The following is a 25,479-nucleotide window of genomic DNA, read 5'->3' on the forward strand; positions in this document are numbered from 1 at the left end:
ATCGGGCAGGCGGCGCAGCTGACGTTCCAGTTCGTCGTTGCGATGACTGGGCAGTACCCGACCTCATCCGGCGGGCGGATCCACCTCGGCGATCAGCACGACCTTGCGACGTCCGTCGAAGTTCTCCCGCACATACCGCGCCACCGGAGCGCCGACGCCGCAATCACCGGCGTCGATGATCTCCGGGTGCACCTCGGGATGCCACGCCTCCCACGCCTTGGTGAACGCGGTGGTGTTCTCCCTGGGCAGGCAGACGTGCACCGCGACGAGGTCGTGCCCGAGCGACAGCGCCGCGGGCACCCAGCCGGTGCCGCGACAGCCGTCGATCCGGTTGTACTGCTTGCGAATTCGCTCCATCACCAGAACCAGCAGCACGATCGCCACCGTCACCGGCAGGGGCACTCCCAGTCCCGCGCTGCCCGCGGCGGCCAGCACCAGCCCGATGGATTCGGGGCCGTACGCCACCGAGGCCATCACATCGAGGGACAACCCCGCCAGGCCGGTGGCCACGGTCAGGCCGCGCCGGGGCGTCGGGGTGTCCACCGGCCCGCCGGGCGGGTGACCAGAACCACATCCGGGGGCGGTCGTTCGAGGCCCTGACCGGCCTGCTCGTATGCTCGATCCGTGAAACCGATCATCGGAGTGCTGGCGTTGCAGGGTGACGTGCGCGAGCATTTCCACGCTCTCGCCGCCTGCGGCGCCGAACCGGTGAACGTGCGCCGCGAATCCGAACTCGCCGCCGTCGACGGCTTGGTGCTGCCCGGCGGCGAATCCACCGCGATCAGCAAGTTGCTCGAGGTGTTCGGGCTGCTCGAACCGTTGCGGCAGCGGCTGCGCGAGGGCCTGCCCGCCTACGGTTCGTGTGCGGGGATGATCCTGCTCGCCGATACCGTGCTGGACACCCGGCCCGACGCGCAATCGCTATCCGGGATCGATATGACCGTGCGGCGCAACGCCTTCGGGCGTCAGGTGGATTCGTTCGAGACCGATCTGGACTTCGCGGGCATCGCGGGCGATCCGGTGCGCGCGGTGTTCATCCGCGCGCCGTGGGTCGAGCGTGTCGGTGACGGGGTGCGGGTGCTGGCGACGGTACCGTCGGGCCCGGCGGCGGGCCGGATCGTGGCGGTGCGGCAGGACAACGTGCTGGCCACCTCGTTCCATCCGGAGGTCACCGGCGATCTGCGGGTGCACGCCATGTTCGTGGACATCGTCCGCGAGCGGGCGGCCGCTATGACCTGAGACACCGGGCAGTAGACTGTCACGGTTATCCGCGCGAATTTCGAGCACACCGACGTGAAGGAAGTAGGGGAATGAGCGGCCACTCCAAATGGGCCACCACCAAGCACAAGAAGGCCGTTATCGATGCCAAGCGCGGCAAGATGTTTGCCAAGCTGATCAAGAACATCGAGGTTGCGGCGCGTACGGGTGGTGGGGACCCTGGCGGAAACCCGACTCTGTACGACGCCATCCAGAAGGCGAAGAAATCCTCGGTCCCGAACGACAACATCGAGCGCGCCCGCAAGCGCGGCAGCGGTGAAGAGGCCGGTGGCGCCGACTGGCAGACCATCACCTACGAGGGTTACGGCCCGAACGGCGTCGCGGTGCTGATCGAATGCCTCACCGACAACCGCAACCGCGCCGCCGGTGAGGTGCGCGTGGCCATGACCCGCAACGGCGGCAACATGGCCGACCCGGGTTCGGTGGCATACCTGTTCCACCGCAAGGGCGTGGTCACGCTGGAGAAGAACGGCCTGAGCGAGGACGACGTCCTGATGGCCGTCCTGGACGCCGGCGCCGAAGAGGTCAACGACCTGGGCGATTCGTTCGAGGTCATCAGCGAACCCGGCGACCTGGTCGCGGTGCGCACCGCGCTGCAGGAGGCCGGTATCGAATACGACTCGGCCGACTCCGGCTTCCAGCCGTCGGTATCGGTCGCGGTCGACGCCGAAACCGCCCGCAAGGTCTTCAAACTCGTCGACGCCCTCGAGGACAGCGACGACGTCCAGGACGTCTACACCAACGTGGACATCAGCGACGAGGTCCTCGCCGAACTCGACGCGTAATCCGATCTGCACCGAAGGCCGTCTGCAGTGAATGCTGCAGGCGGCCTTCGATTTTCGTATTCGGGATGTCATTCCTCCGGCCGCAGCGCCGGAGTGCTGCGCGAGGGCATCGCGCACGTGTTCACCCCGTCCACCCCGCCGGTGAGCGGGGGACGGTTCTCGGCCGTCTTACGCTGCTGTTTCGATCGGGGGCATCGCGTGGCTGACCGTGGTATCAGGCGCGTGCGATCGTGGCTGCGTAGTCGTGACTCGACGTGTTCGTCGGGCGCGGTGCCGCGGATGTGTTTGATCGAAATATTCTGTGGTGTAGCGGCATTTGCTCGCCGCGACCTGTGTTTCGTTGTGTCGATCGACTGTTCGGCGCGGGCGGGGCGGGCCGGTCCTGGGGCATCGGGGGATTCGCCGCGGTTCCGGAACCGATTGGTTCGGCGGAGGGGTGCTTGCGGACCGCGTCTATGGCCGGTGTGGCTGGGATGGGCTGGGGCTGTTCGGTCTTCGGGCTGCTGGCTACAGATCTGCGGTCGAATCTGTTGTAGCGGACAGCATGTCGGTGGAGCGGGGTGTCGTTATCGGGGTGGGGTGTGGGATTCGGGTGTGCGGTCGAAGACCTTGTGGAAGATGTCGGTGGCGTGGCTTTCGGGTTCGGGGGTGGCGGGGGTGAGGTGGTAGGTGCGGGTGCCGTCGGGGAGGCGTTCGGCGCGGAGGAACAGGTCGGTGGGGTGGGGGGAATCGGCTCGGCGGCGGGCGAATTCGGTCAGGTGGGTGACGAAGAGGATGGTGATGCCGGTGTCGAGGAGGGCGTTGAGCAGGGGAGTGGCGATCTGTTCGGCGTCGCGGGCGGCGGTGGTGGCGAAGGATTCGTTGCACAGGAGTAGGGAGTTGGGGGTCATGTGGTCGATGAGGGTGCTCATGCGGGTGAGTTCCTCGACCAGTTTGCCGTGTGACATGGTGCGGTCCTCGTCGGCGGCGAAATGGGTGAAGATGCCGCCGTGCAGGTCTGTCTCGAAAGTTGTTGCGGTGACGAATATTCCGGCGTGTGCCATGAGTTGGGCCGCGCCGACCGAACGCAGGAAGGTGGATTTGCCGCCGTTGTTGGCTCCGGTCACGATGACGAGGGTGCGGCCGGTCGCGTCGAGGTCATTGCCGACGACGGTGCGGCCCGCGGTCAGGCACAGTCCGATATCGCGTAATCCGGTGCAGCGCAGGCGTGCTGAGCCGGTGGGGTGGACGGTCGGCAGGCAGAACGGGATCGAATCGCGGATCAGCCTGCGGTGCAGGGTGACACAGCCCAGATAGAACGCCAGCTGGGTGTGCAGCAGTCCGAAGAAGTCCTGGACGTGATCGGCGGCGTCGCTGACCACGTCGGCGATGATCTGCAATGCCGGATTCTGTAGTCGGACAAGGGGATCGGATTCGGGCTCCGGATCGTCGATGGCTTCGAAGGCACGGCCGGTGCGGCGGTCCAGGCCGAAACGGCGGCGGCGGATCGGTGCGTGCAGGGTTATCCCGGCGATCTTGTCACCCGGTCCGAGGCTCGCGGTGAAGTGCAGTCCGTGCTCGAAATCCAGTGTGGCGAGCTGTTGTTCGACCGAGGTGAGGTACGACTCGTCCAGCTCGGCGGCGACGGTGGCGGCCAGATCGGCGAATCCGGCGGATTCGAACGACGCGGTGTGGCGGGCGCAGGCGGTCCGCAGCTCGCGCAGACAGCCGAGCAGCTCCCGCAGCGGTTCCAGGGCGAGCAGGAGTTTGCCGTTGGGGCGATGTCGCGGGCCGACCCGATAACGTTTGATCTGCGTTGCGCGCGTGGCGATTCGGTAGAGTTCGCGCACCGCGTCGGGATGCGCGCAGCAGTCGGCGAGCACGGCGTGGCGGTAGCGGATCACCTCGGGATCGGTGACGCTCACCGGCAGGATCGCCCGGACCGCCGCGGCCACAGCGGGATCCTCGCCGAACTCCTCGTCGCGGGACATGGCCGTGCAGAGCGCGTCCAGGCCGAGATCGGTCAGCGTGCGCGGTTCGGTGGTGACGGTGCGGACCGCGACGTCGGGCGGTTGCAACAGCGCGAGTCTCATCGGCGGAACCTCTCGATCACCCGGTCGTAGTCGAGCCCGTGCCGTCCGGCGAGCTCGAGGGCGTGCAGTTGACCGTCGGCGGGACGGCGCTCGATACGGAACGTGCGTCGCGCGGTGTCATCCTCGGTGCCCGCGACCATGCTCACCACCGCCGGTGAAATGCGGGACAACTCCTCGAAGAAGGTGACCCACAGGGCGAGCGCGCCCCGCTCGATGATCCGCCCGAGCACATCGCCGCCGATCCGCACCGCGTCGGATGTGCTTGTGGAGCTGAAACTTTCGTTCATCACGATGACACTGTCGGCGGTGACGCGATCGAGAGTATCGCGCATCCGGACGAGCTCACCGAGCAATCTGCCGTCCGGATCCACAGGGTCCTCGGCATGTTCGAAGTGGGTGAAGATCGCGTCCGGCAGCGGCAACCGGGCCGCGCGCGCCGGAACCGGACAACCCAGGGCCGCGAAGTACACGAGCTGCCCGAACATTCGGGCGAAGGTGGTCTTCCCACCCTGGTTCGGCCCGGTCACCAGCAGTACCCGCTCGGGGCCGGACAACTGGAAGTCGTTGCACACCAGGGTATTTCCACGCCGCGGCCGCACGGCCAGCGCGATATCGAAGGCGTCACGGGCGTAGATCTCCGCACCGGGCGCGGCGGTGTCCGGCAGTCGCAGCGGATGCCCCTGGGCGGCCAGACCGCGACCGAAGGTGAGATACACCAGATAGAACTGGATTTCGCGTTCGAACCGCACCACCATCGGATCCAGGAAGTCCGGATACTCGGCACAGAACCGCTCCAGCCGCGCGAACGGCCCCGGATGCAACCGCGCGACCTCCCGCAGAATCTGCTCCTCGGTCTGATTCATATCGGCCCACTGCGGTTGCGCCCGCGACGCGGACGGCTCGGCGGATCCGAAGCGCGCGAACAGATTCGCGATCGCGGCACTGTAATCCGTTGCGCCCTCGTCGAATCCGACCTCCACGGTCCGCCCGACGATCCGGACGCTGTAGCGGATCGCATCGAGTTCCCGCCGCATCTCCCGGACATCGCGCGCCAGCGTGGTGATCGGAGATCCGCGCAGATACTCGGCCAGCAGCGCACGCCACCCGCGCAACCCGCGCGAGTGCAGGGGCAGCCCGGACAACTCCTCGGACAGCCGGGTCAGGACCAGCAGATAACTCTCGGCGGCATCGAGATGCCACCGCCGTCGCTGATCCGGCTGATGCAGATGCGCGCCCTGCGCCAACCCGCGCCGGATCGCCCGCATCCCCGCCGCGAATTCGTGGAACGCGGCCCGCACCGGCAACTCGTCGAGATCGGCGAACACCTCGCGCCGATACCGCACCACATCCGGATCCCGCACCGGCCGCAGATACAGCGGCCCCAGCTCGTATTCCGCATCCCCGCGCAGCACCGCGGCCAGCACCTGATCGATGTTCAGATCGGTGAGCGCCACCCGATCCACCTCGACCGCGGCCGCATCCGCCCGGACGATACTGAAATCCCGCACCTCGCCTCCCCACCTGCGATATCGGTGAGGCAGCGGTTCGTTTCCCTCGATGGGCCCGCGGCCTCCTCGCATCGAAGGCTAGAAGCATTACTTACCGGTCGTCAAGTAATGAAAAAACGTCCGCGGCCTGCTGATCCATTCGAGTGGTCGGATGACCGAATCGGGTTTACCCTGCGCGAGTGGATCGGCAATGGCACGAAGGCGAATACCTCGGCTGTCTATGGGGTGAGCGTCGTCGTTTCGCCTGGGTGATGCGGCGGTACGGGGGATTGGCGCAGGTGGAGGCGGAATCGAGCGCGCTGCGGCGGTATCCGTACGAGCAGTCCGACGAGCCGTATCGCGGGCTGATCCTGCACGACGAGGCATGGCACTGGGCGATGCTGCGGATCCACGGCGAGGGGTACCCGCAGGAGCATCCGGAACTGGTCGAGCCGCCCGCGGAATATCGCGAACTCGATTGAGCGACAAGAAAAAATCCCGGGGCGAGCCGTGCGGCTCACCCCGGGACGACGGTTCCGGAGAACTCAGGTGCTCGCCGGAACCGGCAGCCCCACCCGAGCGGTCACCCACGCCAGCGACGAACTGAACGCCGCCGAGGCGAACTGCCAGGTGTGCCCGCCCTGAGTGGTGTGGATGGTGCAGTCGATACCGACCTTCTTCCCGGTGGCACACAGCTTTTCGGCCGCACCGACCTCACTGGACGCCTCGAACGCGTCCTGACCGCCCTTGCCGATCTGATCCTCGCTCACCTTCGGCATCTTGAAGCCCTTGGGCATACCGTGCTTGCCGTCGCGCTGCGGCGCGGTCAGATCGTCGAACAGGCCCGCGACCCCGGTGTAGGGGCCGTGCTTGTCCATCACGGTGACCGGGTCGAAATGCTCCCACTGCTCGGTGCTGCCGCCGTACAGCCGCTGGATGGTCTGCGCCTTGGTGCCCGAATCGGGTCCGGCGTCACCGGCGATGTCGACGAAGGTGTGGAACAGTTCGGGATGCATCACGGTCAGGTCGACCGCGCAGGTGCCGCCCATGGACCAGCCGATCACCGCCCAGTGCGCCGGATCCGACGAGGCGTTGAACTTCGATTCCACATAGGGGACAACGTCTTTGGTGAGATGGTCCGCGGCGTTACCGCGCGGCCCGTTGACGCATTCGGTGTCGTTGTTGAAGCTGCCGCTCGAGTCGACGAACACCAGGATCGGGGCCTGACCGTTGTTCGCCGCGGTGAACTTGTCGATGTCGGGCATGATCTGACCGCTGCGCAGCCAGTCGCCGGGGGTGTTGAATTCGCCGCCGATCATCATCACCACGGGCAGGGACGGCGCGGTCTTCCCGGCGAACCAGGCCGGGGGCAGATAGACGTACTCGGTGCGGTGATTGAAACCGCTGGCGTCATCCGGGATGTCCACCGGGACGACGACGCCGGTCTTCGGTTCGGTGCCGCGCATCCCCGCGAGCGCGTCCACGGTGGTCTGATGCGGCAGCGGCCCGGCGGTCAACGCACTCCAAGCCGACTCCACGGTCGGGTAGTAACCGACCCACTGATTGAGCACCACACCGGTGCTGGCGACCGCGAACGGCAGCGCGAGCACCGCGGCCACGCGCTGCCACCAGCGCGCGCCCGGCCAGCCGATCACCACGATGACCAGCGCCGCGACCATCGCGCCCACGCAGATCCACAGCAGCACCGGGGCCGGATCCGAGGCCAGGCCCTGATCGTTGGTGTACAGCCAGGCGCCGATCGCCCCGGCGACACCGAGCACCACCGCGATCGGAATCCGGATCAGCCACCAGCGCCGGGTGAGCCGGACGATCGCGATGAGCAGCAACACGATCGCGACGATCTCGATGGTCACCGGCAACCATCCGTGCAGCAGTGAGGTCCCGTGATGGAAGTTCATCTCGTAGGGATTGAGCTTCGCCGACGGCATCGTCGGAGCGGGCGGCGGCGCCACTCCGGCGGGTGTCGGGGTGGGCGTTGTCGTGACGTCCGTCTGCACAGGAAACACGGCCGTAATTCTGGGGTGTCTACCTCGAGGTTTGCTGTGAGGGGCCTACGAGTGAAGTGAACGGAGCGGACGGAATCTCCGCTTCCACGTACGCCCTGGTGAACGATGCCCTGATCACGGGACTGATGAGGGCGGACGGGCACCGCCCCGCAGCGGTCGCGAATTCACGGGCGACACGATGCGGGGCGGAGTGTTTCGAGATGTCTCGAGCCGAACCGATCGGGCGGAGCGCGATCAGTCGCCGATGCGGTCACCGGTTTCGGGATGGAACAGGTGCACCGCGCTCGCATCGGTGATGTGCAGCGCGACCGATTCGGCCAGCGCGGCCGGGGCCCGCTGCGGGGAACGCGCCACGAAGGTGACCGGGCTGCCCTCGAGTCCGGGGATCGGATCGCCGGGAATGCGGGCGTACACGTACGACTCGCTGCCCAACTCCTCGACCAACTCGACGGTGGCGGTGAATCCCGTTCCGTCGCGGCGCAATTCGAGATGTTCCGGACGGATACCGAGCGTGACCGACTCCAGCTTCGCCTCGGCCAGCCGCGTCATGTACGCCCGCGGCAGTTCCACCGTGGTCCCGGCCATGTCGACCCCGCCCGAGGTCAGCGGCACGGTGCACAGGTTCATCGACGGCGAGCCGATGAATCCGGCGACGAACGCGTTGTCGGGGTGGTCGTAGAGCGTGGCCGGGGTGCTGAACTGCTGCAACTTGCCGTCGCGCAGCACCGCGACGCGATCGCCCATCGTCATCGCCTCCACCTGATCGTGGGTGACGTAGACGGTGGTGGTGCCGAGCCGGCGTTGCAGCGCCGCGATCTGGGTGCGGGTCTGCACGCGCAGTTTGGCGTCCAGGTTGCTCAGCGGCTCGTCCATGCAGAACACCCGGGGCTCGCGCACGATCGCCCGTCCCATCGCGACGCGCTGTCGTTGCCCGCCGGACAGTTTCGCCGGTTTGCGATCCAGATACGGTGTGAGCCCGAGCAATTCGGCCGCATCTGCCACGCGGCGCTTGCGCTCGGCCAGCGGCACCTTCATCATCTTCAGCGCGAAACCCATGTTCTCGCCGACGGTCTTGTTCGGATACAGCGCATAGTTCTGGAACACCATGGCGATGTCGCGGTCCTTGGACGAGACACCGACCATGTCCTGACCGTCGATGCGGATGGTGCCGCCGTCGATCTCCTCGAGTCCGGCGAGCATGCGCAGCGCGGTGGACTTACCCGAGCCCGAGGGCCCGACCAGCACGATGAACTCACCGTCGGCGATATCCAGGTCGAGCGAGTCGACCGCGAGCGTCTCGGCGCCCGCGTACACGCACGAGGCCCGGTCGTATTGAATGGTGGCCATTGTCGTTTACCTCACTCGAGCTTCTATTTGATGGCGCCGAAGGACAGCCCGCGCACCAGCTTGTTCTGCGCGAACCACCCGGCCAGGACGACGGGCAGGGCGGCCAGGGTCGCCGCGGCGGACAGCCGGGCCCAGTACAGGCCCTCACCGGTGATGAAGCCGACCAGGAACACCGGCATCGTCTGGGCCTGCACGGCGGTCAGGTTGACCGCGAAGAAGAATTCGTTCCAGGAGAAGATCACGCAGATCAGCGCGGTGGCGGCGATACCGGGGGAGACCAGCGGCAGGATCACCTCGCGCATCGCGGTCCACAGGCTCGCGCCGTCCATACTGGCCGCCTCCAACAACTCGCCCGGGACTTCCAGGAAGAACGACCGCATCATCCACACCGCGATCGGCAGATTCATTGCCGTGTAGAGGATGACCAGCGTCCAGATGTTGTCCAGCAGGCCGATATCGCCGACGATCACGTACAGCGGGATGATCGCGGCCACGATGGGCAGCATCTTGGTGCCGATGAAGAACATCAGCGCGTCGCGGGTGCGGGTGATCGGGCGCAGCGACAGCGCGAACGCCGCCGGAATGCCCAGTACCAGTACGAGAATCGCGGCGACGATGGTCGCGAACGCGGAGTTCAGCAGCGGTGTGCCGACCCCGCTCGAGAACACCGCCGAGAACTGGTCCAACGTCGGGACGAAGAACAGCTTCGGGGTGTTGGTGTAGGCGTCGCCCTCCTGTTTGAACGCCGTGAGCACCATCCACAGCACCGGGAAGAACATCCCGATCCCCAGTACCCAGGCCAGAATGCCCCAGCCGATACCGGCCCGATTGCGGCGGCGGCGCACCGGAACCTGTTGCGCCGCAGATGGTGTGGTCGCGGGAGTGATAGTCGTCATCGGGATTCCGCCTTGCATATGCCGCGACACACTGCGGGAAGGACTCGGCAGCGGTCCTGGTTGTGGTGCATGACAACGTCTTTCGATAGTATGTTCGAATGGATGAGGTGGTGCGGTACACGTACCGGTTGCGGCCTGGACGCATCGCCGAGACTGCGTTGCTGGCCGAGTGGGGCCGCTGTCGCTGGTTGTGGAACGAAGCGGTGCATCAGCAGAAGTCCGGACGGAAGCCGACGTTCGCGCGGTTGGGCAAGATGTTGACCGATGCGCGGGCGAAATTGCAGTGGTTGCGTGACGGTTCGCAGGTCGCTCAGCAGCAGACGCTTCGCGATTACGCGCAGGCGCTGGACCATTCGTTCACGGTGAAAGGGCGTGGTCGACCAAAGGCCAAGTCCCGCAAGGGTTCCCTGCCATCGTTGGGGTACACGACGCGCGGGTTCTCCATCCGCGACCGCCGGTTGTGCCTGCCCAAGGGCATCACGATCCCGGTCGTGTGGTCGCGAGAATTGCCTTCGCCGTCCACGTCTGTCCGTGTCTATCGTGACAGTCTGGGATGCTGGTACGCCTCCTTCGTGGTGCGTCGAGAGGTCCGGCCCCCTGCGAGCGGTGAAGGTGGAATCGGTATCGACTGGGGTGTGTCCACCACGGCGACAACCACTCACGAGGCGTTCGATCTGCCGCATTGGGGGCACCGCAAGCGATGTGCGGCCGAGTTGGCGAGGGCGCAACGCACGATGGCCCGGCGTCACCGAAAGGGCCGACCACAGTCGCGGGGTTATGCCGATGCCAAGCGCCTGGCTGCCCGGCTGGCGAAGAGAGCAGCTCGGCAAACTATGCATGATTCCCGAGTGTGGGCCAAGCGTGTTGTCCAGACTCATGGCCTGATCGCGGTCGAGGACTTCAAGCCGGTGTTCCTGGCCAAGTCGACAATGGCGCGCAAGGCTGCCGACGCGGCGATCGGCGTTGCGAAGCGTGAACTTGTCGAGCGTGCCGTGCGGGCTGGGCGAAAGGTGGTGATGGTCCGGCCCGCGTACACAACGATGACGTGTAGTGCCTGCTTTGCGAGAGCCAAGCAAAGACTGGAGCTGCACGAGAGGGACTTCCGGTGCGGGAACTGCGGCCACAGCGACAGTCGGGATCGGAACGCTGCCAGAGTGATTCTGGCCGTGGCAGAACGGGGCCACGTCAGTGTCGAGGATGTAAGACAAGCGGATCCCCTCCTCCGGGTGTGTGGTTCGGTTGCGGTCTGAGCTGGAAATCTCCCGCCTTCAGGCAGGAGAACCGTTAAGCCGCTTCCTCCTTGCCGGTGAACGAGGTGAACAGCAGCCGCAACGCGAACGTCGCCACGACTGTCGTGCCGACGACGGTGACCACGCCCATGGCCGCGGCCTGGCCGATGTCGAAGCCGAGGAAGGCGCGCTGATAGATGTAGAACGGCAGGTTGGAGCTGGCGATGCCGGGCCCGCCCTGGGTCATCATGTACACCGAGTCGAAGGTGTTGACCAGGTAGATCGCGCCGAGCACGGTGCCCAGCTCGATGAAGCGGCGCAGATGCGGCAGCGTGAGTTCGCGGAACACCTGGAACGAGTTCGCCCCGTCCACGCGTGCGGCCTCGGTGATGTCGCGGGGCATGGATTGCAGGCCCGCGAGGATCAGCAGCATCATGAACGGCGTCCACTGCCAGACCATGTCGGCCATCACCGCGGGCAGCGGGAATTTGCTCACCCAGTCGGTCTGGCCCGCGCCGAAGGGTTTGAGCACGAAGTTGATCAGGCCGAACACCGGATCGAGCATCGTGGTCTTCCAGATCAGCGCCGCCGCGACGGGCGTGACCAGGAACGGGGTGATCAGCAGTGTGCGGACCACACCGCGTCCGAGGAACGCGCGATCGAGCAGCAGGGCCAGCAGCAGACCCAGGATCACCGAGACGATCACGGTGCCGACGATCAGGATGATCGTATTGAGCGTGACCGACCAGAACTGGCTGTCCCGGAACACATCCGCGTAGTTACCGAGTCCGACGAAGTGCCGGGAACCTGGCCGCACCAGGTTCCAGGACTGCGTCGAGTAGTACAGCGTGAACACGAACGGGACCTGCGTGACCACGATCATGAAGATCAGCGCGGGCAGCAGGGGACCGCGTTTGCGCCAGCCCTCGGCGCGGGAGACGGTCTGGGCGCGCCGGACGATATCCGACGGTGGGGTGGCCGCGGTGGCCGTGGTGGTTACGGACATTACTGATTCCCTCGATACGACCGGCCGACGGTCTCGGCATACTCCTGGGACTGCTGGAGCGCGGTCTGCACGCTCTCCCGCCCGGCGATCGCCGCGCTGATCTGCTGACTGACCCGGGTGCCCAGATCCTGGAACTCCGGAATCGCCAGGAACTGGATGCCGGTGTACGGAACCGGTTGCACCGTGGGATGTTCCGGATCGACCGTCGACATCGCCTGCAGCGTGACCGCGCCGTACGCCTTGGCGGCCTCGGCGTACTCCGGGATCTCGTAGGTGGATTTGCGGCTGCCGGGCGGCACATGCGACCAGCCCAGCTTCTGCCCGACGTGCTTGATGTATTCCTTACTGGTCATCCAGGAGATGAATTTCCAGGCGTCGTCGGGATGATGGCTGGTCTTCGGGATACCCAGCGACCAGGTGTACAGCCAGCCGGAGTTCGGCTTCTGCGCGATCGGGGCCAGCACGTAGCCGATCTTGCCGACCACCTTGCTCGACGCGGGATCCTCGAGTACGCCGACCGCCGAGGTGGCGTCGTACCACATGGCGGTGTCGCCCTGCGAGAGCTGCGTCGCGCATTCGCTGAAACCGCTTGTCGCGGCGCCGGGTTCGCCGTACTTGCGGACCAGGTCGACGTAGAAGTTCACCGCCTTCTCCACCTGCGGGCTGGTGAGCTGGGCATGCCAGTTCTCGTCGAACCAGCGGCCGCCGAAGGTGTTGATCACGGTGTCCAGCGGGGCCAGGGTCTCACCCCAGCCCGGCACGCCGCGCAGGCAGATACCCGAATGCCCGTGTGCCCGATCGTTCAGTTTCGCGGCGAACTGCGCCACCTGATCCCAGGTGGGCTGATCGGGCATGGTCAGCCCGGCCTGCTGGAACAGATCCTTGCGGTACATCAGGAACGAGGACTCGCCGTAGAACGGCACCGAGTACATATCGCCCTTGTAGGACAACGACTTCTGGAGCGAGGAGATGAAGTCGGCGGCGTCGTAACCGGGCGTCTTCGCCTGGTACGGGGCCAGATCGGTGAGCCAGCCGTCCGCGGCCCACTGCGGGGTCTCGTAGTTGCTGATCATCACCACGTCGAATTCGCCGCCGCCGGTGGCGACCGAGGAGGTGATCTTGGCGCGCGCCTCGTTCTCCGACAGCGAGACGAATTTGAGCTTGATACCGGGATTGGCCTGCTCGAATTCGCCGGACAGCTTGATCGCGTCCTGCATCTGCGAGTTGGAGACCATCGCGATGGTGACCGTCCGGCCGCCGCCGGAGGTGAACGAACCCGCCCCCGCGCAGCCGCTCAGCGCCAGCACCGTCGAGAGTGCCAGTGCGGCCAGAGCTTTCGCGCGTCGTCTGGTGCGGCCGGGGCCGTTCTTGTTCATCGGCGTTGTCATGGGCGTGCGCCCTCCTTCTTTTCCAGCAGCCACCGCGCGCACTCGATGTCGGTGACCAGGATCGTGGCCAGGCCGCCGCGCAACGCGCCGAGGACGGCCTGGTGTTTGGGCGCGCCGCCGGAGATCAGCACCGTGCACCCGCAGGCGCGGATCGCGTCCAGTCCGACCGAAACCGTCCGGGCGGCAAGGGATCCGGGGACGTCGGTGCCGTCGGCGCGGTAGAACCGGCCGCCGATCTCGCCGACCGCGCCGAGGCCGCGCAACTCGTCGAGCAGCGCGGTGTCCAGATAACTGCCCTCGAACAGGGTGGTCGCGGTGGAGACGGTGCCGACGCCGAACATCATCACCTCGGCCGTGCGGCCCAGCGCGATGGCCCGGCCCAGCACCGAATCCTGTTCCAGCGCAACAACCGTCGCGGCGTCGGCGTACAGCGGCGCGTGCAGCCGGACCGGATTGGCGCGCAGTCGGTCGGCGCAGCGGCCCAGGGTGAATTCCACGCCGGTCTGGTAGTCCGAGGAGGTGAGTGAGCCGTCGAGTTGGACGACGGTGGCGCAGCGCGCCGAATGCGGCCCGAGTTCGGTGGCGACCGCGATGGTCTCCGGGCCCCAGGTGAAGCCGAGGGTGGCCTGGGCGGGCAGGCGACGTCCGAGGACCGCGACCGCGGCGCGCGCGAGCGGGGCCAGGCTCGCGGGGGAGTCGTCGGGCGCGTCGCCCAGGACGACCGCCTCGGTCAGGCCGAAGGCCGCCTCGAGTTCGCGTTCGAGATCGGTGTGCACCTGGGCGCGCAGCTCGTCCGGGACCACGATCTCGATGCGGACCAGGCCCTGCGCGCGGGCGCGGGCGATCAACCGCCCCGCGGTCGGGCGCGAAACGCCCAGTACCGCAGCGATTTCGGCCTGGGTCGCGCCCTCGAAGTGGTAGAGCCGCGCGGCACGCAACGCCATCCGGACGTCCTCCGGATTGCTGGACCGGGGTTCGGGGGCCACGACGCTCCTCATCGAATGATCATCTGCTCACTAGGTGATCCATTGCTCGGAACACGGTACCATCGGGTATGTGACGCACACAACACTTTCGTCATCGACGTATGACCGCGATGGTTTGACGGCCGGAATCGTGCACTTCGGAGTCGGTGGATTCCACCGTGCGCATCAGGCGATGTACATCGACCGATTGCTCGCGCGAGGGGGATCGCGGGAGTGGGCCGTCTGCGGCGTCGGCGTGCTGCCCGGCGATCGCCGCATGCGCGATGTGCTCACCGCGCAGGACGGGCGGTACACGCTGTCGGTCGTCGGCCCCGACGGCGGCTGGGACACCCGGGTGATCGGCTCGATCGTCGAATACCTCTATGCCCCCGACGATCCCGAGGCGGTGCTGGCGAAACTGGCCGATCCCGCGACCCGCATCGTCTCGCTCACCATCACCGAGGGCGGTTACGGAATCGACGCCACCACAGGCGAATTCGATGCCGCCGAACCGTCCGTGGCGGCGGATCTGGCGCCCGGCGCGGTGCCGCGCACGGTATTCGGATTCGTGGTCGAGGCGTTCGCGCGGCGGCGGGCCGCGGGTATCGCCCCCTTCACGGTGATGTCGTGCGACAACATCCAGGGCAACGGCCATGTCGCGCAACGGGTGTTCGGCGCGTTCGCGCGGTTGCGCGATCCGGACCTGGGCGAGTGGATCGACCGCGAGGTGCGCTTCCCGAATTCGATGGTGGACCGGATCACGCCGGTCACCCCGCCCGAGGCGGAGCTGGAAGTGTTGCGCCGCACCGGAATCACCGATCGCTGGCCGGTGATCACCGAACCGTTCACCCAGTGGGTGCTCGAGGATTCGTTCACGCTCGGCCGCCCGGCCTACGAGGAGGTCGGGGTGCAGGTGGTCGAGGACGTCATGCCCTACGAGTTGATGAAGTTGCGGCTGCTCAACGCGAGTCATCAGGGCATCGCCTACTTCGGACACCTGTGCGGTTACCGGATGGTGGACGAGGCGGCGCGCGATCCGCTGTTCGACCGATTCCTCATGCGGTACATGGATTTCGAGGCCACGCCGACGTTGCGTCCGGTGCCGGGCGTCGATCTGGATCGCTACAAGCGGACGCTGATCGAGCGTTTCGGGAATCCGGCGATCGGTGACACCGTCGCCCGGCTGTGTGCCGAATCCTCGGACCGGATTCCCAAGTGGGTACTGCCGGTGATCCGGGAGCGTCTGGCCGCGGGCGGCGAGATCGATTGCGCCGCAGCCATCGTGGCGAGTTGGGCTCGGTACGCCGAGGGCGTCGACGAGCAGGGGCAGCCGATCGAGGTGGTCGACCGGTTGCGCGATCGGCTGACCCCGCTGGCGCAGCGGCAGCGCACCGATCCGACCGCATTCCTGTGCAACCGTTCGGTATTCGGCGATCTGATCGACGAACCGCGGTTCGTGCGGCCCTACCTGGCGGCGTTGGAGTCGCTGCACACCAGGGGCGCGCGGGCGACCCTTGGTGATCTTGCCGGATCGGAATGAACTTCTCGATGTGCAGCGGCCGAAAAAGGTGGGTCGGTGCTCGGCGGAAGGGGTTCGAGGGCTATTTTTAGAAAGCTATGAAAACTGCCGCCACCACAATTTCAGGAGCTTGGCTCGCGGGCGACGACACAACAGTGTCGTTCCGTGACGCCGCCGTGGCATGGGCGCTGGCCGCCCATGGGGTCCTTGCCGAAACCGCCACCGGCTATGGACATTTCATCACTGTCGAGGAGTTGGCCGAGCGGGTGCAGGAGATGTCGGGCGTGCGCACCGACGCCCCGACCCGCACCTGGATGGACGCGATCCTGCGTAAGGTCGCGCGCCGCTGCCACAGCGCGGGAGAACCCCCGCTGACCGCATTGTGCGTCCGGGCCAACCACACCGTCGGCGATAGTTACAAATACGTCCTCGAACTCGCTGGGCTGCCGACGCCGGAGGATCTGGAACTGCATGCGGCGTACGCGCGGTGGCAGTGCTACCAGACCTACGGCGCGGAGGTTCCGGCCGACGGTGGCGTGCCGCCGTTGACGCCGAAGGTCGCGGCGCGGCGCGGTGTCGCCAAGGCGCGCAAGGTCGAACCGGAGCCCGAGCCGGTCGCGGCCCCCGCGGTGTGCCCGCAGTGCTTCATCCAACTGCCCGCCACCGGAATCTGCCAGTACTGCTGAGACTTTCGTGGTTCGCACCGGCGGCCGGTGCGAACCACGATTCGTCGCGCGTCGCGATGTCTCAGTGAAATACCTTGAGCCCCACCACTCCCGCGACGATCAGCAGCAGACACACGATGCGGCTCACGGCGGCGGATTCGCCCAGCCACAGCATTCCGGCCAGTGCCGTGCCGACTGCGCCGATACCGACCCAGACCGCGTAACCGGTGCCGACGGGAATCGTGCGCAGCGCGTATCCGAGCCCGGCCATGCTCAGCGCCAGCGCGACCAGGAAGCCCACACTGGGCCACAGCCTGCTGAATCCCTCGGACTTCTCCAACGAGATCGCCCAAGCGGTCTCCATGAATCCCGAGACGATCAACAGTATCCAGGCCACCCCCGTACCGTATGCGACCGTCCGGTTCGCTCCCGCACCGCTCCTGCCGGATGCGCGGCGGAGCACAATGGCGGGCATGGTCGAACTCGTACTGGTGCATGGCGACATCACCGAACAGGCCGTCGACGCGGTGGTGAACGCGGCGAACTCCTCGCTACTCGGCGGCGGGGGAGTGGACGGCGCGATCCACCGCAAGGGTGGTCCGGCCATCCTCGCGGAATGCCGGAAGTTGCGCGCCTCCCACTACGGCAAGGGGTTGCGGACCGGCGCCGCGGTGGCCACCACCGCCGGAAATCTGCCCGCGCGCTGGGTGATTCACACCGTCGGCCCGGTGTGGTCGGCCCGCGACGATCGTTCGGAGTTGCTCGCCTCCTGCTATCGCGAATCGTTGGCCGTCGCAGACGAACTGGGCGCGCAGACGGTGGCCTTCCCGGCGATATCCACCGGAATCTTCGGCTGGCCGATGGACGACGGGGCCCGAATCGCGATCGAGACAGTGCGTTCGGCGGGCACGTCCGTGCAGCGGGTCAGCTTCGTGCTGTTCTCGCACGACGGGTATGCGATCTTCGAGAAAGCGCTGGTCTGAACGCTTTCGCGAGAATACGTCGGTGGTCTCGGCTACAGCTGGATCGTGACGAACTCGGCGCAAGCGTTCCCGATCGGGCCCGGAGCCGGGGTCCGTGTCGGTATCGGGGCGGTTGCCGCTCATCCTCTAGACTTCGAACAACTGTTCGCGAATCGGGTAGGGGTGTGTACGTGCGGGTGATGGGTGTGGACCCCGGGCTCACACGGTGTGGTCTGAGTGTGGTCGACGGCGGACTCGGACGGCAGGTGAGTGCGATCGGGGTGGATGTGGTGCGGACGCCGCCGGAGATGGATCTGGCGCATCGGTTGCTGGCGGTGTCCGATGCGGCGGAGCAGTGGATGGATACGCATCGGCCCGAGGCGGTGGCGATCGAGCGGGTGTTCTCCCAGCACAACGTTCGCACCGCGATGGGGACGGCGCAGGCCGGTGGGGTGATCGCGTTGGCGGCGGCGCGGCGCGGCATTCCGGTCGCGTTCCACACACCGAGTCAGGTGAAGGCGGCGGTCACCGGTAACGGGTCCGCGGACAAGGCACAGGTGACCGCGATGGTGACCCGGATCCTGGGCCTGGCGACCGCGCCGAAGCCGGCCGATGCCGCCGACGCGCTCGCCCTGGCGATCTGTCATTGTTGGCGGGCGCCGATGCAGGAGCGGATGGCCAAGGCCGAGGCCATGGCCGCCGAACAGCGGCGCAAATACACGGAACGACTTGCCCGGCAACGGAAGGCGGTGGACCGGTGATCGCGTCGGTACGCGGAGAGGTGCTCGAGATCGGCCTCGACCATGTGGTGATCGAGGCCGCCGGGGTCGGCTACCGGCTCAACGCCACGCCCGCGACCCTGTCGACACTGACCCGCGGCGAGGAATCGCGGCTGTTCACCGCGATGATCGTGCGCGAGGATTCGATGACGCTGTTCGGCTTCGCCGACACCGAGGCGCGGGATCTGTTCGGTCTGCTGCAAACCGTCTCGGGCGTCGGGCCCCGGCTGGCGATGGCGGTGCTGGCGGTGCTCGAACCCGAGGCACTGCGCAAGGCGCTGGCCGAGAGCAATGTGGCCGCGCTGACCCGCGTGCCCGGCATCGGCAAGCGCGGCGCCGAGCGCATGGTGGTCGAACTGCGTGACAAGGTGAATCTCGTTCCGGTGCAATCGGGTCCGCCCGGCACCACGCCCGTGCCGGTGGTCACGCCGGTGCGTGATCAGGTGATCGAGGCACTCGTCGGCTTGGGTTTCGGCATCAAACAGGCGGAGCCCGCCGTCGATACCATCCTGGCCGAGGATCCCGCGCTGGATACGTCCAAGACGTTGCGCGCGGCGCTGGGCATGCTCGGGAAGAACCGGTAGCCGCGGATGGACGAGGAGTTCGAGGAAGAGCAATCCCCGGTCACCGCAAGCTATCTCAGCTCCGACGGTGAGGTCGAGGCGAGCCTGCGACCCAAGTCCCTGGACGACTTCATCGGTCAGCCACGGGTGCGCGAGCAGCTGGCGCTGGTGCTGCGCGGTGCCACACAGCGCGGCGGAACCCCCGACCACGTACTGCTCTCGGGCCCGCCCGGACTGGGCAAGACCAGTATGGCGATGATCATCGCCGGAGAGCTGGGTTCGGCGCTGCGCATCACCTCGGGTCCGGCGCTCGAGCGGGCCGGTGATCTCGCGGCGATGCTCAGCAACCTGGTCGAGGGCGATGTGCTGTTCATCGACGAGATCCATCGCATGGCCCGGCCGGCGGAGGAGATGCTCTATCTGGCGATGGAGGATTTCCGGGTCGACGTGGTGGTCGGCAAGGGGCCCGGCGCGACCTCGATCCCGCTGGATATCGCCCCCTTCACTCTCGTCGGCGCGACCACTCGGTCGGGCGCGCTGACCGGTCCGCTGCGCGACCGCTTCGGTTTCACCGGCCATATGGATTTCTACGAAGCCGATGAGCTGCAACGGATTCTGGAACGTTCGGCGCGAATCCTGGGTGTGCGCCTGGAATCCGACGCCGCCGCCGAGATCGCGGGCCGATCGCGCGGCACGCCGCGTATCGCCAACCGCCTGCTGCGCCGGGTCCGCGACTATGCCGAGGTCCGCGCCGACGGCCTGATCACCGTCGACATCGCCCAGGCCGCCCTGGCCGTCTACGACGTCGACGGTCTCGGCCTGGACCGCCTCGACCGTGCCGTGCTGGGCGCACTGGTCCGCAGCTTCGGCGGTGGGCCCGTGGGTGTTTCGACCCTCGCGGTGGCCGTCGGCGAGGAGGCCGCCACGGTCGAAGAGGTCTGCGAACCCTTCCTGGTCCGCGCCGGAATGGTCGCCCGCACGCCCCGCGGCCGCGTCGCCACTGCGGCAGCCTGGGAACACCTTGGCTTGGTTCCGCCCCCGGATCTGGTCTTCGGCTCGATCGAGGTCCGCGGCCGCGAGTCCCATCCGACCCTGGATCTCTTCGAATAGGTTGTGCCCCAGGGTATTTCGGTGTGAACGCCCCAGGGTATTCCGGTGCCGAACCGTCGAGCGGAATCGCTCTGCGTCGGGACCGTGCTGACCGACGAGCTGTGCCCTAGCGTCCGCGGCGGCCGTGCAGGTAGTCGCTGACCACGGCCGCGCCGAGGCCGTCGAGGTCGGGGGAGATGACGCGGCCACCACTGCGCCGGGCCACCAGATCCACGAAGGCGGCCAGGCGAGGTTCGTCGCCGAGCATGAACACCGTGATCGACGCACCGAGTTTGGCCAGGGCGTCGACCTGCGTCATGGTGACGGCCAAGGTGCGCGGCTGTGGCGGCCAGCTGAAGTACGCCTCCCCGTCGGATTCGAGGTGGGCGGTGGGTTCGCCGTCGGTGACCACCAGCACCACCGGAACCGCGTCGGGATGCCGACGCAGGTGACGCCCGGCCAGCAGCAGCGCGTGGTGCAGATTCGTGCCCTGCTCCCACACCCCTTCCAGCGCGGTCAGTTCCGAGACGTCCACGGTTCCGGCGTGGCGGCCGAAGGTGATGACTTCCAGTGCGTCGGAACGGAATCGGGTGCTGATCAACTGGTGCAGCGCCAACGCGGTGCGCTTCATCGGCACCCACCGCCCCTCCTGCACCATCGACCAGGAGGTGTCCACGCACAGCGCCACCACCGCGCGCGAACGCTGTTCGGTCTCGACGATCTCCACATCGGACACGTCCATCCGGACCGTCCGGCTACCGGTCGAGGCCGAGCGCAGCACCGCGTTGCGCACGGTCCGCGACACATCCCACGGCTCGGTGTCGCCGAACCGCCACGGCCGCGACGCACCCGTCGGCTCGCCCGCCGCTCCCGCCAACGCGGTGTCCCGCTCACCCCGCCGCGACCGCAACTGCCCGATGACGGACCGCAACGCGGTCTCACCCAGCCGCCGTAATGCCTTGGGCGTCAAGCGAAGCGAGCCGTCCGGCGCGCGCTCGAACAAGCCCTGCCGCCGCAGCTCACGTTCGAGTTCGGCCAGCCGCTGGGCGTCGACGCGGGCCTCGTCGCCGAGCTGGCGGGTCAGCGCGTCGAGGTCGATGTCCTCGAGCCGCGCGCCCGGATACGACTGCCCCAGCTGTTCGGCCAGCGCGTCCAGTTCGGCCAGATCCTGCATGGCCTGCGCGCCCTCGCCCATGCCCAGCGGATCCTGGCCGCGGAACCGTTGCGCGGACTCCCAGTCCTCGCCGGGCCGCAGCGACCGCAGATTCGCGTCCAGCGCGGCGACCTGCGCGGCCACCTCCGGATCGCCGAACGCCTGCCCGATCAGCTCGGACAGTTCCGCGCGCTGCTGCTCGGACATCGAGTTCAGCATGCGTTGCGCGGCGGCCGACCGGGCGGCGAGCGCATCGATCAACTCGTCGGTGTTACGCGGATTCTCCGGGAAGAACTCGCCGTGTTCGGCCATGAACTCGGCGAACTGCTGTTCGGTGTCCTCGCCGCGGGCGTGCGCGGCGAGCAGATCGTTCAGATCGGACATCATCCGCTTGATGCGTTCGACGTCCTGGGGCGTGGTGCCCTGCAACGCCTGCTTCATACCCTGGAAGCGCGATTCGAGTAGTTCCTGGCCGAGCATGTCGCGGATCTTGCGGTAGTTCTCCCGGCCGGTCTCCGAACGCCAATCGTATTCGGACAGTTCGCCTACCGCGGCCGCGGTGCTCGGCGGCAGCGCGTCGAGCCGGGCCTCGGCGAAGCGGGCGTCGTCGGAGGGATCGGGGAACAGGGCCCGGCGTTCGGCGTTCAGGGCCTCGTCCAGCAGCCGCCGCACTTCTTGCAGGGTGCCGTCGAGGCGGTTGCGGCGGGTGATGTCGGAGCGACGCTGCCAGACCTGCCGGGTCAGCTCGTCCAGGCCGCGCATATCGCGCATACCGCGCCGCAGCAGCTCCTCCAGCGCGCGCCGGGGTGAGCCGCCCTCCATCACCTCGCGACCGATCTGATCCAGCGCGTCGCGCAGATCCAGCGGCGGCGCGAGCGGATCCGGTCCGTCGTGATACGGACCGTAGGAATAGTGATCAGGGGCAGTCATGGTCTCTCACAAAGGGGTTCGGCGGTCACGCACCGTAGACCGCGAGGCCGTCGTCGGTGTCCTTGGCGACCTGCCGGGCCAGGAACAGCGCCTCCAGGGCGAATTCCACGGCCGCGGCGATCCGGGTCGGCGGATCGGTGGGCTCGACGCCCAGGCGTTCGGCGACCTCGTGCAGGACGGGCAGTTCGGGCAGGGCGGACAGCACGTCCTTGCCGGGCACTCGCTCACCGGTGGTCACCAGATTGCCGTCGCCGACCGCGCTGGCCAGCGGGCGCAGGTTGACGCCACCGAGGCGGGCGCGGGCGGTCTCGGAGAACGCGCGCCGCATCAGATGGGTGAGATGTTCCTGTTCACGGCCCTCCTCACCGGATTCGAACTCCAGCTTGCCGCGCAACACCGCGGGCACCGATTCCAGATCGACCGGACGCGCGACCGCGGGCGACTCCCCGGTGATCGCGGACCGGCGCAGCGCCGCCGCGGCGACCGTCTCGGCGGCGGCGACCGCGAATCGCGCGGAAACGCCCGAACGCTGATCGATCGCGGGCGACTCCCGCAGTTGACGCACGAACCGGGCGAGCACCTCGATCAGCGGATCGCCCACCTCGGCCACGAGTTCGGCCTCCTGGCGGACCAGATCCACCTCGGATTCCACATCGAGCGGGTAGTGGGTGCGGATCTCCGCGCCGAAGCGGTCCTTGAGCGGGGTGATGATGCGGCCGCGGTTGGTGTAGTCCTCCGGATTGGCTGTGGCGACGAGCAGCACGTCCAGCGGCAGGCGCAGCGTGTAGCCGCGGACCTGGATGTCCCGCTCCTCCATGACGTTCAGCAGCGCGACCTGGATGCGTTCGGCCAGGTCGGGCAACTCGTTCACCGCGACGATGCCGCGATGCGCGCGCGGGACCAGCCCGAAGTGGATGGTCTCCGGATCGCCCAGGCTGCGGCCCTCGGCGACCTTGACCGGGTCGACGTCGCCGATCAGGTCGCCGACCGAGGTGTCGGGGGTGGCGAGTTTCTCGGCGTAGCGCTCGGCGCGGTGCCGCCAGGTGACCGGGAGATCGTCGCCGAGTTCGGCGGCGAGGCGGCGTCCGGCCGGGCTGATCGGCTCCAGCGGATGTTCGCCCAGCTCCGCGCCCGCGATGACGGGTGTCCACTCGTCGAGCAGGCCGATCAGGGTGCGCAGCAGCCGGGTCTTGCCCTGACCGCGCTCACCGAGCAGCACGACGTCGTGTCCGGCCAGCAGCGCGCGCTCGAGTTGCGGCAGTACGGTCCGGTCGAAGCCCACGATGCCGGGCCAGGGGTCGCCGCCGGAGCTCAGCAGGGCCAGCAGATTCTCGCGGAGCTCGGACTTCACGCTGCGCGGCAGATATCCGGCGGCGCGCAGCTCGCCCGCGGTGGTGGGGAGGTTCTCCGGTGCGGTCACCGTATCGACGCTACGACGATCTTGCGGTCCCGTCGACGCGACCGGTCTCGGCTATCGGACCCAAAACGGGTTGACGGGCGTGTATCGGTGGAATCCGGGCTGCCCGGCAGCCGCGCGAAATTCCGGGAAATGCCTGGCCGGTGCGGGTTTCGAGGTGCGGTGCCGGGTGAATTCGGCTCTGCGCGAACACCTCCGCGGACCGATGTCGGGGAATATCCGGAAATGACGGGCACGCACGGGCATTCAAATGGCTCGGCGGATATGTGTACGAACTGCGTCGCCGGACGTACCCGGGAATACGCGTCGCGGCGCAGGCGCACCGGTCCGGCGGCGATCTACCCTGGTGGCAGCTCGAATGTCGTAATTTCCGGTGAGGCGGTAGAGATGGCCGATGCAGACTTCGCGGGCTTCGGGGCGTCCGCGAACTCGGGGGCCGTGCGGATCGGCACGGCCGAACGTGAACAGGCGGCCGCGGCGCTGGGGGAGCATTTCGCGGCGGGACGGCTCGAGGTCGCCGAATACGACGACCGGGTGGCGCGGGCCTACGCGGCGAAGACGACCGCGGACCTCGCGGTGCTGTTCAGCGATCTGCCGCGTCCGGTTACGCAACGGCCGACCCAGGCGGCGATGCCCGCCGGGCCCGCGCGTCCGGTGCTGCCCGTGATCGCGTTCGTGGTGCTGATAGCGGCTGTGGTACTTGCCGTTACGGTCCATGTGTTCCCGTTCTTCATCGTCCCGGTGCTGTTGTTCGTGTTCATTCGTAGCCGCCGGGGATGGGGACGACAGGTGCGTGGGCCGCGCCGGCACTACCGGATGTGAATGCGGCGCGGCGGGCTGTCCACCTGCCGCACAACGGTTCTCGCACCCTCTACATCAGGCGTGATCCAGATCACTGATAACGCCGACCTGCTGGTTGTCCGTGGTAACGGGTGCGGGTGCGCGGTTGGGGTGGCGTTTCGCGGCCGTTCCGGGCAATCTCGTCCAGGGAAACCTTGTCAGGCAATGTGATCCAAAAACGACCGTCCCCGCGAGGCTTCCGCCAGAATGGATGCGGTCGAAGCGTCGGGGGTCGGACGTGTCGGTGAACCAACCGACGGATTGAGGGGAAAGCATATGAGAGCCAAGAAGTTCGCAGCTACCGCGCTGCTCGCGATCGGTGCCACCGGCGTCACCGCGGGTGTCGTCCAAGCACAGCCTGTCACTCCTGCCGTCACCGCCATCCAGGGTGCCGACCACGGTGTGCAGTATTCGGTCGCGCCGACCGCGGACCACACCGGTGTGGCCACGACCGTCGCGGCGGGTCGGTTCGCGCTCACGCCGGACGCCCGGTCGGTCACGCTCACCGATGCCTCGGGCGCGGTCGTCGCCACGGTCCCGCTGGGCCTGCGCTCCGCCTCCGGCCTCGTCGGCCTGACCCCGCGCATCGCCAACGACGGCCGAACCCTCACCCTCACACCGCAATCCGCCTCGTCGAATGTGGTGAAGTCGATCAACGAGGCCGACACCAACGCCCGCAAGCAGTACAACGCGGGTGTGGGTGCCCTGATCGGCGCCGGTATCGGCGCGGTGATCGGCTTCTTCCTCGGCGGCGTCGGCGCGCTGGTCACCATCCCGATCGGCGCGGGCATCGGTGCCCTGATCGGCTACTCCACCCCGTAGCCGCAACCCGCCCGGTCGGTTTTCCGGCCGAGATCTCTCCTCGCGCAGCGCCGTTCGGGTACTCACCCGGGCGGCGCTGCGTCTTTCGGGCCCGGCTGGGAAGTGTTGCCCAGTCGCAGTCCAGTTCCTCGGTGTCGGATGCGATATCGCTCCCGATGGATGCACATGGTGTCGCGAACACTCGGTGCGGTGCGGTGCGGTGCGGTGCGGTGCGGTGCGGTGCGGTGCGGTGCGGTGCGGTGCGGTGCGGTGCGGTGCGC

Annotated in this window: 24 protein-coding genes; 12 read left to right on the plus strand and 12 right to left on the minus strand. The window is 67.5% G+C overall.

Translation table 11 applies throughout. The annotated features are described in order from the left end of the window. Positions 1-63: 63 nt before the first annotated feature. Positions 64-543 (minus strand): hypothetical protein, encoded by a 480-nt coding sequence (locus NRB20_RS24570; RefSeq protein ID WP_153412982.1) that lies wholly within the window; start codon positions 541-543, stop codon positions 64-66. A gap of 81 nt (positions 544-624) precedes the next feature. Between NRB20_RS24570 and pdxT the strand changes: the two genes are divergently transcribed. Together pdxT and NRB20_RS24580 are read left to right on the plus strand one after the other, a co-directional pair. Then, positions 625-1,239, plus strand: coding sequence for a pyridoxal 5'-phosphate synthase glutaminase subunit PdxT (gene pdxT, locus NRB20_RS24575; protein ID WP_319945338.1), 615 nt, complete (start codon positions 625-627; stop codon positions 1,237-1,239). 71 nt (positions 1,240-1,310) lie between these two features. Then, the gene (locus NRB20_RS24580) at positions 1,311-2,063 is read left to right on the plus strand and encodes a YebC/PmpR family DNA-binding transcriptional regulator (protein WP_153412984.1); all 753 of its coding nucleotides are present in this window, start codon (positions 1,311-1,313) and stop codon (positions 2,061-2,063) included. Between the two features lie 566 nt (positions 2,064-2,629). Here NRB20_RS24580 and NRB20_RS24585 read toward each other — a convergent pair. Both NRB20_RS24585 and NRB20_RS39365 read right to left on the minus strand, forming a co-directional pair. Next, positions 2,630-4,135 (minus strand): MutS-related protein, encoded by a 1,506-nt coding sequence (locus tag NRB20_RS24585; protein ID WP_153412986.1) that lies wholly within the window; start codon positions 4,133-4,135, stop codon positions 2,630-2,632. After that, positions 4,132-5,643, minus strand: a complete 1,512-nt coding sequence (locus NRB20_RS39365) for a MutS-related protein (protein ID WP_194289994.1) — start codon at positions 5,641-5,643, stop codon at positions 4,132-4,134. The genes NRB20_RS24585 and NRB20_RS39365 overlap by 4 nt, the downstream gene beginning before the upstream one ends. 179 nt (positions 5,644-5,822) lie before the next feature. On the opposite strand from NRB20_RS39365, the gene NRB20_RS24595 reads away from it, so the two are divergent. Further along, positions 5,823-6,104: a hypothetical protein gene (locus tag NRB20_RS24595; RefSeq protein ID WP_227833824.1), complete on the plus strand. Its 282-nt coding sequence runs from the start codon at positions 5,823-5,825 to the stop codon at positions 6,102-6,104. A 63-nt stretch (positions 6,105-6,167) separates the two neighbouring features. Here the strand turns inward: NRB20_RS24595 and NRB20_RS24600 are convergent, their stop codons facing one another. From NRB20_RS24600 to NRB20_RS24610, 3 genes are all read right to left on the minus strand, one after another. Next, positions 6,168-7,571, minus strand: a complete 1,404-nt coding sequence (locus NRB20_RS24600; protein WP_194289998.1) for an alpha/beta hydrolase — start codon at positions 7,569-7,571, stop codon at positions 6,168-6,170. 312 nt (positions 7,572-7,883) lie between these two features. After that, positions 7,884-8,996, minus strand: coding sequence for an ABC transporter ATP-binding protein (locus NRB20_RS24605; RefSeq protein ID WP_153412990.1), 1,113 nt, complete (start codon positions 8,994-8,996; stop codon positions 7,884-7,886). A gap of 23 nt (positions 8,997-9,019) precedes the next feature. Next, complete coding sequence (locus NRB20_RS24610) at positions 9,020-9,892, minus strand: carbohydrate ABC transporter permease (RefSeq protein ID WP_153412991.1); 873 nt, start codon at positions 9,890-9,892, stop codon at positions 9,020-9,022. A 98-nt stretch (positions 9,893-9,990) separates the two neighbouring features. Between NRB20_RS24610 and NRB20_RS24615 the strand changes: the two genes are divergently transcribed. After that, the gene (locus tag NRB20_RS24615) at positions 9,991-11,142 is read left to right on the plus strand and encodes an RNA-guided endonuclease InsQ/TnpB family protein (RefSeq protein WP_153412993.1); all 1,152 of its coding nucleotides are present in this window, start codon (positions 9,991-9,993) and stop codon (positions 11,140-11,142) included. 34 nt (positions 11,143-11,176) lie between these two features. Here the strand turns inward: NRB20_RS24615 and NRB20_RS24620 are convergent, their stop codons facing one another. Genes NRB20_RS24620 through NRB20_RS24630 form a run of 3 tightly spaced genes read right to left on the minus strand, consistent with a single transcriptional unit; the run spans position 11,177 to position 14,513 of the window. After that, positions 11,177-12,127, minus strand: a complete 951-nt coding sequence (locus NRB20_RS24620) for a carbohydrate ABC transporter permease (protein WP_153412995.1) — start codon at positions 12,125-12,127, stop codon at positions 11,177-11,179. Next, positions 12,127-13,515 (minus strand): ABC transporter substrate-binding protein, encoded by a 1,389-nt coding sequence (locus NRB20_RS24625; protein ID WP_454786548.1) that lies wholly within the window; start codon positions 13,513-13,515, stop codon positions 12,127-12,129. The genes NRB20_RS24620 and NRB20_RS24625 overlap by 1 nt, the downstream gene beginning before the upstream one ends. After that, positions 13,512-14,513: a sugar-binding transcriptional regulator gene (locus NRB20_RS24630; RefSeq protein WP_153412997.1), complete on the minus strand. Its 1,002-nt coding sequence runs from the start codon at positions 14,511-14,513 to the stop codon at positions 13,512-13,514. The genes NRB20_RS24625 and NRB20_RS24630 overlap by 4 nt, the downstream gene beginning before the upstream one ends. A 58-nt stretch (positions 14,514-14,571) precedes the next feature. Here NRB20_RS24630 and NRB20_RS24635 point away from each other — a divergent pair, with 58 nt between their 5' ends. After that, positions 14,572-16,020 carry a mannitol dehydrogenase family protein gene (locus NRB20_RS24635; protein ID WP_319945339.1) on the plus strand — a complete coding sequence of 483 codons (1,449 nt, stop codon included), beginning with the start codon at positions 14,572-14,574 and terminating at the stop codon, positions 16,018-16,020. 77 nt (positions 16,021-16,097) lie between these two features. Further along, positions 16,098-16,685, plus strand: a complete 588-nt coding sequence (locus NRB20_RS24640) for a hypothetical protein (protein WP_227833825.1) — start codon at positions 16,098-16,100, stop codon at positions 16,683-16,685. Between the two features lie 61 nt (positions 16,686-16,746). On the opposite strand, the gene NRB20_RS24645 is transcribed toward NRB20_RS24640, so the two are convergent. Further along, complete coding sequence (locus NRB20_RS24645; protein ID WP_319945340.1) at positions 16,747-17,061, minus strand: DMT family transporter; 315 nt, start codon at positions 17,059-17,061, stop codon at positions 16,747-16,749. A gap of 76 nt (positions 17,062-17,137) precedes the next feature. Here NRB20_RS24645 and NRB20_RS24650 point away from each other — a divergent pair, with 76 nt between their 5' ends. The 4 genes from NRB20_RS24650 (at position 17,138) to ruvB (ending at position 20,078) form a co-directional block, all read left to right on the plus strand. After that, the gene (locus tag NRB20_RS24650; RefSeq protein WP_153413001.1) at positions 17,138-17,647 is read left to right on the plus strand and encodes an O-acetyl-ADP-ribose deacetylase; all 510 of its coding nucleotides are present in this window, start codon (positions 17,138-17,140) and stop codon (positions 17,645-17,647) included. A gap of 170 nt (positions 17,648-17,817) precedes the next feature. Further along, entirely contained in the window at positions 17,818-18,387 is a 570-nt protein-coding gene (ruvC, locus tag NRB20_RS24655) for a crossover junction endodeoxyribonuclease RuvC (RefSeq protein ID WP_319945341.1), read from the plus strand. Continuing rightward, on the plus strand, positions 18,384-18,989 hold the full coding sequence (ruvA, locus tag NRB20_RS24660) for a Holliday junction branch migration protein RuvA (RefSeq protein ID WP_319945342.1): 606 nt from the start codon (positions 18,384-18,386) through the stop codon (positions 18,987-18,989). Before ruvC ends, ruvA begins: the two co-directional genes overlap by 4 nt. 6 nt (positions 18,990-18,995) lie before the next feature. After that, positions 18,996-20,078 carry a Holliday junction branch migration DNA helicase RuvB gene (ruvB, locus tag NRB20_RS24665; protein WP_153413007.1) on the plus strand — a complete coding sequence of 361 codons (1,083 nt, stop codon included), beginning with the start codon at positions 18,996-18,998 and terminating at the stop codon, positions 20,076-20,078. A gap of 106 nt (positions 20,079-20,184) precedes the next feature. Here the strand turns inward: ruvB and NRB20_RS24670 are convergent, their stop codons facing one another. Both NRB20_RS24670 and NRB20_RS24675 read right to left on the minus strand, forming a co-directional pair. Continuing rightward, on the minus strand, positions 20,185-22,140 hold the full coding sequence (locus NRB20_RS24670) for a vWA domain-containing protein (protein WP_153413009.1): 1,956 nt from the start codon (positions 22,138-22,140) through the stop codon (positions 20,185-20,187). Positions 22,141-22,165: 25 nt separating this feature from the next. Continuing rightward, the gene (locus NRB20_RS24675) at positions 22,166-23,560 is read right to left on the minus strand and encodes a sigma 54-interacting transcriptional regulator (protein WP_319945343.1); all 1,395 of its coding nucleotides are present in this window, start codon (positions 23,558-23,560) and stop codon (positions 22,166-22,168) included. 384 nt (positions 23,561-23,944) lie between these two features. Here NRB20_RS24675 and NRB20_RS24680 point away from each other — a divergent pair, with 384 nt between their 5' ends. Further along, on the plus strand, positions 23,945-24,379 hold the full coding sequence (locus tag NRB20_RS24680; RefSeq protein WP_153413011.1) for a DUF1707 SHOCT-like domain-containing protein: 435 nt from the start codon (positions 23,945-23,947) through the stop codon (positions 24,377-24,379). Positions 24,380-24,673: 294 nt separating this feature from the next. Beyond that, positions 24,674-25,219, plus strand: a complete 546-nt coding sequence (locus NRB20_RS24685; protein WP_153413013.1) for a hypothetical protein — start codon at positions 24,674-24,676, stop codon at positions 25,217-25,219. Positions 25,220-25,479: the final 260 nt, after the last annotated feature.

The sequence above is a fragment of the Nocardia macrotermitis genome (assembly GCF_009604405.1).
Lineage (GTDB): Bacteria > Actinomycetota > Actinomycetes > Mycobacteriales > Mycobacteriaceae > Nocardia > Nocardia macrotermitis.